The 16,359-nt window shown below is 38.1% G+C and carries 16 protein-coding genes and 1 pseudogene; 12 read left to right on the top strand and 5 right to left on the bottom strand.

What is annotated here, in order from left to right; genetic code table 11:
* Positions 1-722: 722 nt before the first annotated feature.
* Together rpsT and acnA are read right to left on the bottom strand one after the other, a co-directional pair.
* Entirely contained in the window at positions 723-989 is a 267-nt protein-coding gene (gene rpsT / locus V4P57_RS08980; RefSeq protein ID WP_455466180.1) for a 30S ribosomal protein S20, read from the bottom strand.
* 226 nt (positions 990-1,215) lie between these two features.
* Positions 1,216-3,903, bottom strand: coding sequence for an aconitate hydratase AcnA (acnA, locus tag V4P57_RS08975; protein ID WP_455466179.1), 2,688 nt, complete (start codon positions 3,901-3,903; stop codon positions 1,216-1,218).
* A 297-nt stretch (positions 3,904-4,200) separates the two neighbouring features.
* On the opposite strand from acnA, the gene ccmA reads away from it, so the two are divergent.
* The 5 genes and pseudogenes from ccmA (at position 4,201) to V4P57_RS08950 (ending at position 7,169) form a co-directional block, all read left to right on the top strand.
* Entirely contained in the window at positions 4,201-4,818 is a 618-nt protein-coding gene (ccmA, locus tag V4P57_RS08970) for a heme ABC exporter ATP-binding protein CcmA (protein WP_455466178.1), read from the top strand.
* A gap of 5 nt (positions 4,819-4,823) precedes the next feature.
* The gene (gene ccmB / locus V4P57_RS08965) at positions 4,824-5,489 is read left to right on the top strand and encodes a heme exporter protein CcmB (protein WP_455466177.1); all 666 of its coding nucleotides are present in this window, start codon (positions 4,824-4,826) and stop codon (positions 5,487-5,489) included.
* 46 nt (positions 5,490-5,535) lie between these two features.
* The gene (locus V4P57_RS08960; protein WP_455466176.1) at positions 5,536-6,315 is read left to right on the top strand and encodes a heme ABC transporter permease; all 780 of its coding nucleotides are present in this window, start codon (positions 5,536-5,538) and stop codon (positions 6,313-6,315) included.
* Positions 6,303-6,554 carry a hypothetical protein gene (locus V4P57_RS08955; protein WP_455466175.1) on the top strand — a complete coding sequence of 84 codons (252 nt, stop codon included), beginning with the start codon at positions 6,303-6,305 and terminating at the stop codon, positions 6,552-6,554. Before V4P57_RS08960 ends, V4P57_RS08955 begins: the two co-directional genes overlap by 13 nt.
* Positions 6,529-7,169, top strand: a pseudogene (locus V4P57_RS08950) (DsbE family thiol:disulfide interchange protein). The gene V4P57_RS08955 and the pseudogene V4P57_RS08950 overlap by 26 nt, the downstream one beginning before the upstream one ends.
* A gap of 634 nt (positions 7,170-7,803) precedes the next feature.
* On the opposite strand, the gene V4P57_RS08945 reads toward V4P57_RS08950, so the two are convergent.
* Positions 7,804-8,343, bottom strand: a complete 540-nt coding sequence (locus V4P57_RS08945) for a GcrA family cell cycle regulator (RefSeq protein WP_455466174.1) — start codon at positions 8,341-8,343, stop codon at positions 7,804-7,806.
* Between the two features lie 482 nt (positions 8,344-8,825).
* Here V4P57_RS08945 and V4P57_RS08940 point away from each other — a divergent pair, with 482 nt between their 5' ends.
* From V4P57_RS08940 to V4P57_RS08915, 6 genes are all read left to right on the top strand, one after another.
* Positions 8,826-10,007 (top strand): acetylornithine transaminase, encoded by a 1,182-nt coding sequence (locus V4P57_RS08940; RefSeq protein ID WP_455466173.1) that lies wholly within the window; start codon positions 8,826-8,828, stop codon positions 10,005-10,007.
* A gap of 30 nt (positions 10,008-10,037) precedes the next feature.
* Entirely contained in the window at positions 10,038-10,973 is a 936-nt protein-coding gene (argF, locus tag V4P57_RS08935; protein WP_455466172.1) for an ornithine carbamoyltransferase, read from the top strand.
* A gap of 33 nt (positions 10,974-11,006) precedes the next feature.
* Entirely contained in the window at positions 11,007-11,939 is a 933-nt protein-coding gene (locus V4P57_RS08930; RefSeq protein ID WP_455466171.1) for an Hsp33 family molecular chaperone, read from the top strand.
* A gap of 135 nt (positions 11,940-12,074) precedes the next feature.
* Positions 12,075-12,317, top strand: a complete 243-nt coding sequence (locus V4P57_RS08925; RefSeq protein WP_455466170.1) for a hypothetical protein — start codon at positions 12,075-12,077, stop codon at positions 12,315-12,317.
* A gap of 125 nt (positions 12,318-12,442) precedes the next feature.
* The gene (locus tag V4P57_RS08920; protein WP_455466169.1) at positions 12,443-12,580 is read left to right on the top strand and encodes a hypothetical protein; all 138 of its coding nucleotides are present in this window, start codon (positions 12,443-12,445) and stop codon (positions 12,578-12,580) included.
* A 267-nt stretch (positions 12,581-12,847) separates the two neighbouring features.
* Positions 12,848-13,204, top strand: a complete 357-nt coding sequence (locus V4P57_RS08915) for a MoaF-related domain-containing protein (RefSeq protein WP_455466168.1) — start codon at positions 12,848-12,850, stop codon at positions 13,202-13,204.
* Between the two features lie 1,008 nt (positions 13,205-14,212).
* Here V4P57_RS08915 and V4P57_RS08910 read toward each other — a convergent pair.
* A complete protein-coding gene (locus V4P57_RS08910) occupies positions 14,213-14,803 on the bottom strand; it encodes a Smr/MutS family protein (RefSeq protein ID WP_455466167.1) in 591 nt (196 codons plus the stop codon).
* A gap of 56 nt (positions 14,804-14,859) precedes the next feature.
* Positions 14,860-15,552, bottom strand: coding sequence for a Tim44/TimA family putative adaptor protein (locus V4P57_RS08905; protein WP_455466998.1), 693 nt, complete (start codon positions 15,550-15,552; stop codon positions 14,860-14,862).
* 182 nt (positions 15,553-15,734) lie between these two features.
* Between V4P57_RS08905 and V4P57_RS08900 the strand changes: the two genes are divergently transcribed.
* Complete coding sequence (locus tag V4P57_RS08900; protein ID WP_455466166.1) at positions 15,735-16,241, top strand: FxsA family protein; 507 nt, start codon at positions 15,735-15,737, stop codon at positions 16,239-16,241.
* Positions 16,242-16,359: the final 118 nt, after the last annotated feature.

The raw sequence follows: 16,359 nt of genomic DNA, 5'->3' as shown, positions 1-16,359 counted from the left end.
CTTTCATCCTGATAAAAATAAAATTTTGTCCTGCCAAACAGCTAAAAACAAACTTAGCAAAAGCAAAACACCCTACCCCAAATAAGACTACTTATCCCCCCCTAGGATAGTTTCATTACAACCCCACAAACAAAGATGACCAATAAGATTTTCTTGCCCTCATGATACGATCCATTCTTCTAAAATGGTAAACATACCGATCAAGAAAATTAAAAAATGTCGGAATACCTATCTAAAATAAGAGCTCATAATAGACTAAACTAAAGAACCTTACACTCAATGTAACATAGGACTATGAGATAATGTGACCCCTGTACATTTTTAATTTCCATAAGAACCATACAAAACAGCAGAGGTAAAATGCAAGGGGTCAAAAAAAATCTAAAGTCTCTAAAAAACCGCTATAAATCTACTCATATAAACAAGGAATGAGAAAAATAATTGATTCAATTCATTTTTTTTCTCTAAATTTACCAATAATTAAAGAATCTTTTCAGATTAAAAAAAAAAAATAAAAACGCTTGACAAAAAATACTCTGCAAAAATTCACAAAGGTTGTGGATAACCATACAAATTATACAAATTTTCTCTCCCTTTTCATGGAAAGAATCGCTGCAAATTCCCCTCCTTTAAAAGCGTAGGATTTTCTAAATAAAAAAACCAGCATCCATAAAGACGCTGGTTTGATCCCTAAAAAATTTTTTTAACAAAATCGCAAAAGCTTAAACGTTAAGAGCCTTCAAACGTTTTGCTAAACGCGATACCTTTCGTGCTGCAGTATTTTTATGAAAAACCCCTTTGGAAACAGCACGCATAATTTCAGGTTCAAAATTCTTAAATGCTATTTCCGCACATGCCCTATCGCCATCAGCCAAAGCATCATCAAACTTACGTATGAAGGTACGAACGCGTGAACGGCGAGCCCGATTAACCTGGGTGCGCGCCGCAACTTTGCGCACCGCCTTTTGAGCTGAAGGTGTATTCGCCATAAATATATCTCTCTTTCAATACATTGGACAGGATCAGTATAAACGATACTTCTACCAACACGAACAAATCCAATCAACACTATAAAGTTGTTGACAACTGCACAGCTTATAATGCAATCCTCAAGCTAACGTCAATCGAATTTTCAAGGAAAGATGCAAAAAACAAAGCCAAATCCCTTGAAACCTACATTCATAATTTAAAATCATTCCTCAATGAACAATGCATTTAAACTGCCAGATTACGCAAAACATATTGCAAAATTCCGCCATGATGCAGATAATCCAGCTCATCTTCAGTATCGATACGGCACAATAATGGAACAGCTTTTATCTTTCCATCAGCAAAAGTGATTGTAGCCACAATTTTCTGACGGGGTTTTAAGTCATGAATTCCTTCAATCGTTACCTTTTCATCTCCTCTTAAACCAAGTGATTGCCAACCTACACCCGTTTCAAAAACAAAGGGTACAATCCCCATACCAACGAGATTAGAGCGATGAATCCGCTCAAAAGACTGAGCAATCACCGCTTTTACACCAAGAAGATTGGTACCCTTAGCCGCCCAATCACGAGATGAACCGTTGCCGTATTCAATACCAGAAAAAACAACAAGCGGAACGTCTTCCCGCTTATACGCCATTGCTGCATCATAAATCGTTTGTTCTGTTCCTGATGGATAATGAACTGTATAACCTCCTTCACGACCATTCTCCCCTAACATAAAGTTACGAATGCGAATATTGGCAAAAGTCCCCCTCATCATAACTTCATGATTCCCACGACGCGTGCCGTACTGGTTAAAATCAGCTACTTTAACCCCATGATCAGTTAAATATTTTCCAGCAGGAGAATCAGCTTTAATAGAACCAGCAGGAGAAATATGATCTGTCGTGATTTTATCACCAAACAAACCTAAAATTCGTGCTTCTTTAATATCTGATAGAATCTCAGGGATTTTCTGCATATTATCAAAATAAGGCGGATTGCGCACATACGTTGATTGCTCATCCCAAGAATAAGTAACACCCGTGGGAGCTTGAACTTTTTGCCAATTTTCATCTCCCTTAAAAACATCCGCGTATTTTTCAACAAAAATCTTACGTGTAATATTCTTCTCGATAAATCCCTGTATCTCTTTAGAAGTTGGCCAAATGTCTCTCAAGTAAACCGGTTGCCCATCTGAACCTTCACCAAGAGGTTCTTTGGTTAAATCTTTACGCACTGTTCCAGCCAAAGCGTGTGCGACAACGAGCGGTGGCGATGCTAAATAATTAGCTTGCACATCAGGCGATACACGCCCTTCAAAATTACGGTTTCCTGAAAGAACTGCAGCAGTGATTAAACCATTATCATTAATCGTTTTTGAAATAGCTGGATACAAAGGACCAGAATTTCCTATACACGTCGTGCATCCAAAACCGACTAAGTTAAACCCTAGTGTATTTAAATCTTTTTGCAGACCTGAATTGATAAGATAGGCCTCAACAACTTGCGAGCCAGGTGCAAGAGAAGTCTTAACCCACGGTTTACTCTTGAGACCTTTCGCTACAGCATTACGCGCCAAAAGACCTGCAGCAATAAGAACACTTGGATTTGATGTATTCGTACAAGAAGTAATTGCAGCAATCACCACATCACCATGACCAAGTGTGTATTCCTTACCTTCAACCTTATAGCGGTCATCTTGCCCAACAGTCTTCTTATAGTCACTAGACAATGCTACCTCAAAACCCTGTCCAACACTTTCTAATGCAATACGCCCTTCAGGACGTTTAGGACCGGCCATAGAAGGCACAACACTTTCCATATCTAATTCAATTGTATCACTAAAAATGGGATTGACGATCATCTCATCATGCCACATCCCCTGTGCTTTGGAATAAGCTTCCACTAGAGCAATCCGACTTTCATCACGCCCCGTCATATTAAGATAACGCACTGTTTCTTTGTCAATTGGAAAAAAACCACAGGTTGCCCCATATTCTGGTGCCATATTCGCAATCGTTGCCCGATCAGCGAGTGTCATGTGCTCCAAACCTGGACCAAAAAATTCAACAAATTTACCGACAACACCCTTCTTGCGTAAAATTTGCGTAACCGTCAATACTAAATCAGTAGCAGTTACGCCCTCTTTAAGCCTACCTGTTAGACGGAAACCAATCACTTCAGGCAACAACATAGAAACAGGCTGGCCTAACATTGCCGCCTCTGCTTCAATACCACCAACACCCCAACCTAAAACGCCTAAACCATTCACCATAGTTGTATGCGAATCAGTTCCAACACAAGTGTCAGGATAAACTGTCTGCGACCCTCTCTCATCCTTTAGCCACACACATTGTGCTAAATATTCTAGATTCACCTGATGGCAAATTCCCGTCCCTGGAGGAACAACGCGAAAATTTTGAAAAGCTTGCTGTCCCCACTTAAGGAAACGATAACGTTCGCTGTTGCGTTCATATTCACACTCAACATTGTCGTTAAAAGCCATACGATTACCAAAATAATCAACGATAATGGAGTGATCGATGACGAGATCAACAGGGATAAGAGGATTGATTTTTTCAGCGTTTCCTCCAAGTTTGACCATAGCATCACGCATCGCAGAAAGGTCGACAACGGCAGGAACGCCTGTAAAATCTTGCATAAGAACACGTGCGGGGCGATAGGCAATTTCCGCACCAGCAGCGCCTTTATCATTTAACCACTTAGCAACGTTTAGAATATCTTCTTTTTTGACCGAACGCCCGTCTTCAAAACGTAATAAATTTTCAAGAATCACCTTCATTGAAAACGGTAAGCGAGAAACACCTTGAAGTCCATTCTTTTCCGCTTCAATCAAACTATAATAGTTATATTGCCTACCACCAACATTCAAAGTTCTGCAACAATTAAAGCTATCAATTTGAGTCACAACTGTCTACCCTCATACTACAAACCATACAATTTCTCGGAACAAACAACACAAACTACGAGTCAAGGTCGCAGCTTGAGTGCAGACGTAACCACCCCTGCCTTCCATTTCCTTCTCTACCTTTTTATCAGCAAATTCGGAAATCGGCACTAAAGACCATTCTACACCAAATCTTGATGTAACGCACTCCTTATAGAACTATTTCTAGAACTATTCTAGGTACAATTGTATAAAAAACGTGTTTTTTTATCTTATAATGCAATAAAGATTATAGGAAAAAGCAAAATAGGTAAGCACATGATGTTATCGGGAAAAAATTTGGCAGCTCACAGGAACGAAGAAGTTCTGTTTCAGGGTCTCTCCTTCTGTTTGTTTCCACAGCAGCTTATGACAATTACAGGTCCAAATGGAATCGGAAAATCTACATTACTGCGAATCATTGTTGGTCTTCTTGAAGCTGCAGAAGGTAATATAATACTTAAAGACCAAGAACAAACATATCCGGTAGCAACTGCGTGTCATTATCTTGGCTCTCAAAATGCTATGAAACCCTTTTTATCCGTCATCGATAATCTGCAATTTTGGTCAACATTTTACGGACAACATCTACGTTATCCGCATGAAGCCCTCGCTGACATTGGTCTTTCTGATCTTGAACACTTATCATTCAATGTTCTATCAACCGGACAAAAAAGACGTGTAGCCATTGCTCGCCTTTTGCTCTCCTATCGTCCTATTTGGATTTTAGATGAACCAATATTAGGGACTGATAGCCATGCTCAAACTCTCCTTACCAATATTTTTCAGTGCCATCTAAATCAAGGCGGTATGATTATTGCTGCAACTCATAATCCCCTAGGCATTCCGGAAAACCATAAAATTGCTTTGGAAAAATTCTTACCTTCCCAGGAGTGAAAAGAATGAAAGCACTGTTCTGGCGTGATATTAGATTAATCTTAGCACCACAAGCTTCTTCGTTAACAGGACTTTTGTTTTTCATCACTGTTATCATGATAACTCCTTTCACCATTGGGCCAAATCCTAAAGTTCTCGCACAAATAGGTCCAGGTATATTATGGATTGGAGCCCTTCTCGCAGGGCTTCTAAACTTAAATAAACTTTTTCAAACCGATCGTGATGATGGAAATCTCGACCAGTTCATCATTTCTGGACAAAGACAAAGCTTCACACTGATTGTATTTACCAAATGCCTTGCCCATTGGGTAGGAACGATGCTTCCTCTTATTTTTGTTACTCCTATTTTAGCACTCATGCTTCATTTAAATGCTACGATAACTTTCACAACGATACTCACTCTCTTATGCGGAACACCAGCCATTATTTTCATCGGCGCTATAGGAGCAGCCCTTGCAACGTCATTGTCGCACAGCACTCTTCTCATTTTTATCATCATCTTACCATGGATTATTCCAATCATGATTTTCGGTGTTTCAGCTGCTACAGCTCCAATAAATCCGAATGTTTCTTTTCTCACTTCCTTGACTCTTCTTATTGCTTTTTCACTTCTTTTAAGCCTTTTTAGCTCTTTTGTTGCCGCTATAACGCTCAAGCTTTTATCAGAATAGTAAAAGATGATTGCCGTAAAGCAAAACTCTCCCTATTATAAATCTCATGAATAAAGCATCTCGCATACATAAAATGAGGTCACTCCCAACAAGTTTAACCCGTTTTATGGAAATAAGCAGTGTTGTTTTGCCTTGGCTAACTGGTATAACATTATGTCTTCTTGTCTTAGGATTTGTCCTGATTATGCATTCTCCTGATGACTATCAGCAAGGTATCACCGTCAAAATTATGTATATTCATGTACCCTTCGCGTGGCTCTCTACATCTTGTTATATCATCATAAGTACTGCTGCATTAGGAAGTTTGATTTGGAGGAATCATCTTGCTGATGTAGCACTTAAATGTGGTGCGCCCATTGGAGCAATCTTTACAGCTTTGGCTCTGATGACAGGTGCGCTTTGGGGACGCCCGACATGGGGAACATGGTGGGTATGGGACGCACGGCTCACATCAGTTTTAATCCTACTTTTTATTTACCTTGCCATTGTCATGCTTGCTCGCGCTTTTGATAACCAAGAAAAAGCTGCACACGCTACAGCAATTCTCACACTCGTGGGATTTGTGAATATCCCCATTATCAAATTTTCCGTTAATTGGTGGAATACATTGCATCAATCAGCATCGCTTTTGCGTTCAGGAGGCCCAACAATCGAACGTGCTATGTTATGGCCCCTCATAACAATGATATTTTGCTTCAGCTTTATGTTTATTTTGCTCTATTTGATGGCTATGCGAAACGAAATCAATCGTCGTCATATTCAAATACTTCAGATCAAAAAAGCCCGTTGTCCACAACATCAGGACTCTTCACCATGCTCGACCTAAATAGCATTCACGGCAGACTTTTGGGAAATCTCTCTCAACAAATTGACTGGTTCCTTGGTACCCTTCACCGCGAGCAGATTGTTTTTTTGAGCTACATGCTTTCCGCAGTCTCTCTCTTGTGTCTTATTGGGCATATCCTTTGCAAAGCTGTATACCAAAAAAAAATCCTCCAACAGCTAAACAAAAAAGAGCTGTTTCGAAAAGAAAAATATAATGAAAACTACCCCTCAAAAACCTAAAAAGAACATACCATTGCCCCTCCTTTTATGTCTTTTTGGTCCATTTGTGTGTGTTTTTCTTCTTATGATGTTTTTTTTCTACTTTACGAGTAACAAACATCCCAATGATACTTCTCTTCTTGCAAATACATTCGCTGAAAAACCAGTTCCTAAAACACGTCTTCCTCTCCTTGATAATGAAAACCATTTTCTTGATTCAGAACAATTTAAAGGACGCGTAACATTGGTCAATTTTTGGGGATCTTGGTGCTTATCCTGTCGCGAGGAACATCTCCTTCTTATGAAGATTGCACAAGATCAACGTTTTGATCTTATTGGCATTAATTATAAGGATAGCAAAGAAAACGCACAACGCTTTCTGAACATTTTTGGTAATCCTTTTAAAGTTATCGGTTTTGATGTTTCAGGTCATATAGCTATTAACTGGGGGGTGTATGGACCACCAGAAACCTTCCTTTTAAATAAAGAGAGCATTATTATTGCTAAACATGTTGGACCCTTAACATGGCAAACTTATCAGAAAAAAATCCTGCCAAAAATTGAAAAAGCTATCATGACAAAAAATTCAACATATTGATTCATAAAGTTAATTTATCATTTTCCTCTATTGAATAGGGACATCATTAGATTTTTTTATTTCATCCTACCTTAAATAAATCCTCAAAAATGTTTATTTGCACGTCACAACAAGAAGCGATGTATAGATAAAAATTGTTTGAGGAAAAGGGGAATATAAGAGAGGATACAACATTGGAAATTGAGAAATATAATGATAGTATTGGCCTCTATTTTCATAAGCATAGCAATGTTTCTATCCTTTATCATTCTTGAATTGTACCATTCTCACGCATGATAAGATTTGGGGCAAGAGAAGAGATTTCCTTTAGATAAATATGTTAATTAACAAATAGTGTTGTTCTTCGTGCGAGGCACAATTCCACTACAGAGCACAAAAGGCAAAAAAAAGATGAGACATCTATCCAATATCTACTGTTTTTAAAATACTGCTGTAAAGACTTTAGGAAATTGTAAGACTGAAGTAAAAAAAATGATGAAAATGGACAACAATTTGCATCTTTGCAGCACGTCATCACACAATGATACGAAAAAATAATACGCAAATAAACTCTTTGATGAAAAGGATCCTCATATTCATGAGAAACCTCACCTTCGCAAATTTCTCTCTTATAACAGAATTATATGTTAATGGCTAAGATAGAGAAAGCAATATGAAATTACACTGCAAATTTTATATTCTTATCCGTCGTCTTTCAGATATTGGTTGAAATGCTATCTTAGCATGAAAAGCACAGTAAGGACTATTTTCACCAGAATCAGCACCACAAAAATGAAAATCTGATGCTAAAGGATCTCCTACAGGCCATCTACATGTATTTTCACTCAATTGTAGAAGATTAAGCTGGCGTGATATAGGCACAACTACATTTGATGTCATAGGCACATCCATTTCTGTTACATCTTCCGCTACAAACTCCGTCTTTAAAGCTGTCACTCCAACATCGCAAGATGCAGCATTTGTTGGCAAGACCGTCGATGGTGTGCGCCGCACACGTGGAGATGGAGACGAAGACGATGGACTAGCAGATACCTTTTGTGCACGCGACGCCCCTTGTGCTGTCTTGCCACGCCCTGGTAATTTTAATCGGTGCACTTTACCAATTACTGCATTCCTACTAACCCCACCTAACTGAGCAGCAATCTGACTTGCACTTAACCCCTCACTCCAAAGCTTCTTAAGAAGTTCAACGCGTTCATATGTCCAACTCATATCGGCACTCCATTCTGATCACATCATTGAGAGGCACTCCTTTACCCCTTCAAATGTTTCAATCATATTTTCAATGAGCCAAATGAAAAATTTTCATCTCTATCCGAGCACAAAAAAACTTCACTCAACCTATGGAATTCACAAACTGAAACACAACCTTGCCTGCTAAGTTAAATTACAATATGCACTAACTCTATGACAAGTGCCTTTCCCTCTTTAGGAGTCTATTTAGAACGTTTTCCCCAACTTGCGAATCAATCATAGGTCAAACTATCGTTTTTACCTAAGGCTTTTTCCTGTAGATGTTCTTTGCAAACCCTTCATTAGCTTTTTACCAATCGGTGCAATGATCTATAATGCCAGTAATTGATCGCAATGAAATACTGATTGTACTGTGCTCAAAGATAAAAAATGCAATGTGTTTTGTTTGCAGCATTGTTTTATTTGTTGTATTGCGGATTGAGAACATAAAGGAAATAATGATGGACGTTAGAACGATACAGCCACTTTACCAATGCTGTGCTCGACGTAATTTGCATTTCAAACAAGGCAATGGTGTATGGCTCATTTCCGATAAAGAAGAGCGTTATCTTGATTTCACGTCTGGCATTGCTGTTAACGCATTAGGGTATGCACATCCAAAACTGGTTAATACTCTCAAAATACAAGCTGAAAAACTTTGGCATGTTTCCAATCTTTTTCAATCACCCGAACAAGAGGCTCTTGCTGCACGTCTTTGTGCAAACAGCTTTGCTGATAAGGTCTTTTTTTGCAATTCGGGTGCTGAAGCATTGGAATGCGCATTCAAAACTGCTCGTCACGCTCATTATGCATCTGGCCATCCAACACGCGTTGAAATTATTACTTTTGAAGGTGCATTTCATGGACGCACACTGGCAACGCTTGCTGCTACCGGAGAAGAAAAATATCTTAAGGGTTTTGGTCCTAAAGCTGGTGGATTTATTCAAATTCCTTTCTGTGATGAAAACGCTTTGCGTAAGGCTGTCAATAAAAATACCGCTGCCATCCTTATTGAACCCATTCAGGGAGAAGGAGGAATACGAACGGTTTCTTATGAATATTTAAAATTTTTGCGTAAAATATGCGATGATAATGATCTGTTATTGATTTTAGATGAAGTCCAAACAGGCATTGGACGAACAGGGAAGCTTTTTGCTTACGAATGGAGTGATATCACACCTGATATTCTTACCCTCGCAAAGGGACTGGGTGGCGGATTTCCGCTGGGAGCTTGTCTTGCAACAGATAAAGCTGCAAAAAGTATGACACCGGGAACCCACGGATCAACTTTTGGAGGAAATCTTCTTGGGATGGCTGTAGGCAACAGTGTTCTTGATATCATATTGGAACCGGGTTTTCTCGACCATGTTCAGCACATGGGTTATAAGCTAAAAAAGGGACTTTCAACCATTCTGAGCACTTATCCTGAAATTATCTGTGCAATTCAAGGCGTAGGCCTTATGGTGGGAATTCAGTGTGTTATTCCTTCTCATGTTGTCGTTAATGCCTTAGAAAATGAACGTCTTTTATGCGTTAATTCTGGTAATAATATTGTGCGTTTATTACCTCCCCTTATTATAACAGAAGAAGAAATATATGAAGGCTTACATCGTATTGAAAAAGCAATTGCTCATCTTTCGTAAATGAACCTAATAAAGGCAAGTAATCATACCATGACAAATGCTTCTCACCACTTCACTGACTTATCTATTTTAACCCCGTATATAGCACGCACTCTTATCGACTACGCAAAAATCCTCAAAAAAAATCTCAAAGCAGGAAAAGATTCAAAACCCTTTGTTGGTAAAACACTAGCGATGATTTTTGAAAAACCGTCCACACGAACGCGTGTTTCATTTGATATCGGTATGCGTCAGCTTGGTGGGAACACGATCATGTTAACAGGCTCAGAAATGCAGCTCGGTTATAGCGAAACTATCGCTGATACAGCGCGTGTATTATCACGTTTTGTGGATATTATCATAATACGCACAACAGCACATCACCGGATGCTCGAACTGGCACAATATGCCCAAGTCCCTGTTATTAATGCCCTCACAGATGACAGCCATCCCTGCCAAATTCTAGCGGATATCCTAACCTACGAAGAACATCGTGGACCAATCGCCGGCAAAATATTTGCTTGGATGGGAGATGGCAATAATGTTCTCCATTCCTTGATCGAAGCAACGGCTCTCTTTAATTTTCATTTACGCATTGCCACACCAAAAGGTAATGAACCACAAGAAAAGTACGTTAACTGGGCACGTGAGTGCGGAGCCAATATTATGCTCACAAACAACCCTCAAGAAGCTGCTAAAGACGCCGATTGCATTATGACCGACACATGGGTTTCCATGGGGCAAGAATTTCGCACCCGTAGTCATTCTATTTTCCAGCCTTATCAAGTTAATGAAGCTTTAATGAAATTAGCTAAACCCAATGCCCTCTTCATGCATTGTCTGCCTGCTCATCGTGGCGAAGAAGTCGTAGATTCCGTAATCGATGGACCGCATTCTGTTGTTTTCGATGAAGCTGAAAACCGTCTTCATGCTCAAAAAGCAATTCTTTCTTGGTGTTTACAAGATGCATTTTTCTCTCCACAATAGCCTGCCAAAAAAAGTCATATAAAAGGCAAAGATATGAGTGAAGATGATACTGTTATTCCTTTTCAAGTTGAAGAACTTGATATCCGTGGACGTGCTGTGCAACTTGGGGAAACTTTAAATTCTATTCTCACAAGACATCAATATCCTGAACCGGTCTCTTACCTTCTCGCAGAAGCTTTAGTCTTAACCGTCCTGCTTGGGACCTCCCTAAAACTTAAAGGAAAATTTATTTTACAAACCCATTCCAATGGACCAGTTAGTATGTTGGTGTGCGACTTCTCTCCTCCATCCAATCTACGAGGGTACGCTCGTTTTGATGAAGAAAAGCTAAGACGAGCAATAGCCAATGATCAAATATCTTCAGAGGCACTTCTGGGAAAAGGCACTTTAGCCTTCACAATTCACCAAGGTGCCCACACGCAACATTATCAGGGGATCGTTGCATTAGATGAATCAAATTTACAAGAAGCCTCCCGTGCCTATTTTGACCAATCAGAGCAAATTCCCACCGATATCCGCCTGGCAGTCGCTATATTGGTCAACCGCGATAAAAAGGGTAAATCACAAAAAAACTGGCGAGCAGGAGGACTTTTAACCCAACTCTTGCCTCAGGTATCGTCTCATCATAAAATATATCAACCCAATAAAAAACCAGAAGAAACTAAAACCCGCGCTCAACTTGAAAACCAATGGCAAGAAGCCAAAGCACTGACAAAAACTATTGAAAGTGTGGAATTGACCGATCCCCAAGTTGGCAGTAAACAGCTATTGTTCCGTCTTTTCCATGAACAGGGTGTCAGAGTTTTTAATCCCCTTCCTCTTATTGATCAATGTTCCTGTTCACGCGAAAAAATTAAAGAAATACTGGAAAGCTTTCCCCTTGATGAACGTAACAAAATGATTGAAAATAATTATATTTCAGTCACATGTGAATTTTGTTCAACAACTTACCGTTTTAAAGTATAAATTCAATTCTATAAAATAATACACACGAATGATCAGCAATAACAGCTTACTAAAAAAAACAAACTAGCTTCAGACTAGAGTTAATAGGAATCTTTATCCCCTAAAGCAAGCAGCCTTAAATAAAGAGAGTTGCAAATGAAAAAACTAGCCAACGCACCATTTCTCACTTCAATGGCTCTGTCTACAATAGCTTCAGCCTCCACACTGAACCTGAAAATTCTCAATCCTGGAGTTGAAGAAATTTTTCCTGTTACATCCGCGCTAATTTGTGGCAACCATGATGCTATACTTATCGACGCGCAATTTCAAAAAAAGTATGCTCAACACCTTGTTGATATGGTTAAAAAATCGAAAAAACTAAAATATATTTTTATCTAACATAGTGACCCTGGTTATTATTTTGGACTACATAAAATTAAAAAAGCGTTCCCTCAAGCACAAATAATATCAACTGCACAAACGGCGTATCTAATCTCTGCTACCAAAAATGCGAAGAGAAACGTGTGAAAAAAACAATGGGAACTGATGCTCTAGAAGAATTATATATTCCTTATGCTGTAACCTCTCATAAATTGATTATTAATGTCCAAGATATCGATATTCGACAGAATGGAAATGATACAACGCATAGTTATCTATAGATCCATTCCCTTAAAACCTTACTTGGTGGCATCTCAGTATCAACCGGCGGACATCTTTGGATAGTTGATACATCAAACATTTAGGGTATTTATTTTTGGATAAAGAACATTGAAGATATGCCAATTACTGAAACCAGGAAAAATCATCACCGGACACTATATTAAAAATGATACATCTCCGACATTGCTTGATTTTGTAAAAAATATCTTACTAACTACAAAAATACTGCCATCTCACATAAGGACTCTACCAGCATTAGTTCTGATATGAAGAAAAAATATCCTGATCTTGCTAGTCAACAATCTCTTGAGTTTGGAGCAAAAGTTTTTACCGGTGAAACTCCTCGGCATATAAACTATCCTTATCTCTCTATTGGCAAAGCAGCGGAAGTGAACTTTGGTGGAGCTGTTTTTGAACTTAATTTCTATGATAACCGAAAAATGTCATTTAAAGGAACATCTGGCGTTTTTAAAAGCACCGAAGATCTAGTGGAATATACCGCTATTGAAGTCAGTAAAAATGTATTCATGGTTTGCTGGCATGATCCTAAAATAAATTCTAATGTCGTTCATGTTCAAGATTGGAATACAAGAGCAGTCTACAATAATATCGCGGCAAAATAAAATTCATTCACCCATATGAAAGGAACGATCAAAATTCAATGACACATCTATAGAAAGTAGATATCTGCTTTCTATTTTTCTTTTTTGTATTTCCAAAGGGCTAGTGCGTACAGCCTGTCTTTTGTTATATTTTCTGTGCTCATTAGCTTTGTGCCGATCTTAATTTTTTTACTTATTGTGTGAACTCCTTAATCCCCACTATAACATACTCAATCTTTTCTAATGTTATCACTTCCTTATTGGTTTGGTGAACTTCTTTTCCCTATTTCTTCAACTTCTGAAAAATCAGACCTTACATAACGCTCGCAGCAAGTACAGACATTCCGGTAAATGATACAAGCCGTCGTCCACATTATCTTCTATTACCATATTCGCAATTTTATGATTCATAATAAAAAATTTGGTTTTTTTAAATATACATACGCCTTATCAATAAATTTCACAATTTCATACGTTTCCTATTATATGAGCTAAGTTATATTAGAATTAGTACGAAATCTTCAGCCATAGGTAATTCTGCAAGAAAAATCGATAACACGCCAGTGAATCGTCAATAACAATATAATCAAAGCTAGATCCAATCTGTGCTATCTCTTTAAAAACTATTGCATCCAGAAAACTAAAAATTGAAAATGATATAATTCATCCTAACGCGCTACAGCTCAATCTAGTTTAATGCCATAGCTTAAAATATGTGTGCAAATGAACAAAACACACATATCCTCGAGAACAAGAAATGAGCGCAAAGGTTATAATCAATGCAGTTTTTTCTAAACTGCTCTTTCGTTCTAATAGTCCGATTATCTCTAATTTATGCTTTTCAGTTTTTTCGTTTTGCAATTATACAGAAAATAATAAAAAGCACATAAATATCAGAAAAATCCACCCAAAAAACTCCTGAAATTCTGGTTTATTAAGCTATATAGTTGATTATATTGCAAAGAGAACCATTACCTACGCAAATGCCATACCTAAAACTGATCTTAAGCCAAGATAGCCCAAACAACATCATACCATTTTCTCAGGCATAAAACGGCGCAACTGAACATAAAGCGCACCACCACCACCATGCTGACGAGCAGCTTGCTCAAATGCACGAACGTAATATTGAAAAATCGGCGTTGATAACCAATGTGGGACAAACTGATACAAAACGCCATCGCTCCCGTGCGACCGACCTTTTCCTGTGATCACGAGTACATAACGCAATCCTTTCTGCTGAGACGATTGTAGAAATTGTTTCAAGAAAAAATAGGCTTCTTCTTGTCCACACCCATGAAGATCAAGACGAGCCTCAAGTGGATAATGACCCTTGGCAATTTTACGATGTACAACACGATCGAAGAAAGAGACCTCATGTATTTGTGCAACCGTCCTCTTTTCTCTTTTAACCCCTGTTGATCTTTGTTGATTTGCCTGAATCAATGAGGGGATTTGTGTTACGTGCTGTTTTTTATTGTCGATATTTGCTACATCTCTTGGAATAGAAGAATGAAACTTATCATGAAGCGGTGTTATTGTGCGGCAAACCATTTCCCACAGTAGATGATCCTGCGCAACCAATGGATCTCTTTTTTGTCTCCATTTACCCGTAAACATTAGAATTTTCAATCTCTCATAAACTTTATTGATACGGTATTAGGATGAAAAACACCTTAATTTTCATCTTCTGTTGCAAAAAGCTTCCAGTTGGGATCTGACGATAGACTATTGCGAACAAAAGTCCAAATATCCCTAATTTCAACAATAGCATCAGGATCACCCTCTATAAGTTCTCCTTGCTCATTGTAAGTAACAGAGATCATTTCACTGACAATCCGCACAGTCAAAAATTGTTCTTTTTCTTGCATCGCTGCTGCGACAAATTCGATTTTATTAACTCCGACAAAAGTAAACTGGACTCTTTCATTGTTTTTTTCGCGTTGCTCAATGGCCGCACAAAAACTTTCAAAAACATTCTGAGAAAGCAAACTCTTAAGTTGATTGCGATCGCCTTTGGCAAAAGCTGTTACAATCATTTCATAAGCAACTTGAGCACCCTTTATAAAAAATTGAGGAGAAAAATGAGGATCACTCTGACGCAGTGCACGCAAACCTTTATTCAGTTCACTTCCCTCTGGTGAAATTGCATCAATTTCGCTAAAATCACCTTTTTGCGAATTGACTTGATGAGGGAACGAAACAATATTGTCAGTCGTTTCTGCCTCGATCTGTTTTTTAGAACAACCCGAATAAGGATCAAAGGGAGGCTTTTCAAAACCAACCCGTTTTCCTAATACATTACGGAGTTGCACAAAAACAACAACCATAATAACAAGAGCTACGAAAAGTACGACGTCAAATTCCATGGGCGCTGTCAATCTCCAAACCTAAAATGATCTGTAATAAACCTTGCTGTCAATATCATTTATCAATAAACATGTAAAATAGGTAATCTACTATTCAAATATTTTTATAGCCCTAATTTTTAAATTTAAAAAGGATAACTCCTATAATTTTCTGCTCCAAACCTTACAAAGGGAATTTTTATGTGATCAAGTCTTATCTTATAAATCCTCGCTTTTTCATCATTGTCACCCTTAGCGCTCTCTTAATTGAAATCGCCGGTTTTATCTTTGTCGGAAAAGAAATTGGAATTTTGGCAACTTTGAGTTTGATCATTTTAACAACAATAGCTGGAAGCATTTTATTGCGAATTCAAGGGCTTAGCATCTTAAAAAATATACAACGTGAACTCATCCAAGGACATACATTAGAGAATGATATTATCGATGATACTTTCATTATTATTGGCGCAATTTTGCTTATTCTTCCTGGCTTTGTAAGTGATATTTTGGGAATATTATTTCTTATTAAACCAATCCGTCCTGTTGTCTGGTATTTGTTTTCATCGCTCAGCAATAAAATGAATACTCACACTAAAAATAATACCAACGCCCAAAATGAGTCTGAAAAAATAATTGATCTTAAAGCAGAAGACTACAAAATTCATGATACCACAGAATCTCCATGGCGTAAAAATGATGATAATCCTTGAAATGCCAAAAAATTGTAACGAACTAATAAAATCATCAAGACAAGGAAAGCGTTCCTTGCAACCTTTTGCAAGGCATGATAACCAGCCTTAATCTTTAGATCTAAAATAGAAATACATA

Source organism: Bartonella sp. B39, assembly GCF_053795145.1.
Note: the sequence above shows the minus strand (reverse complement) of the source record. Positions and strands in the feature narration are given on the sequence as shown.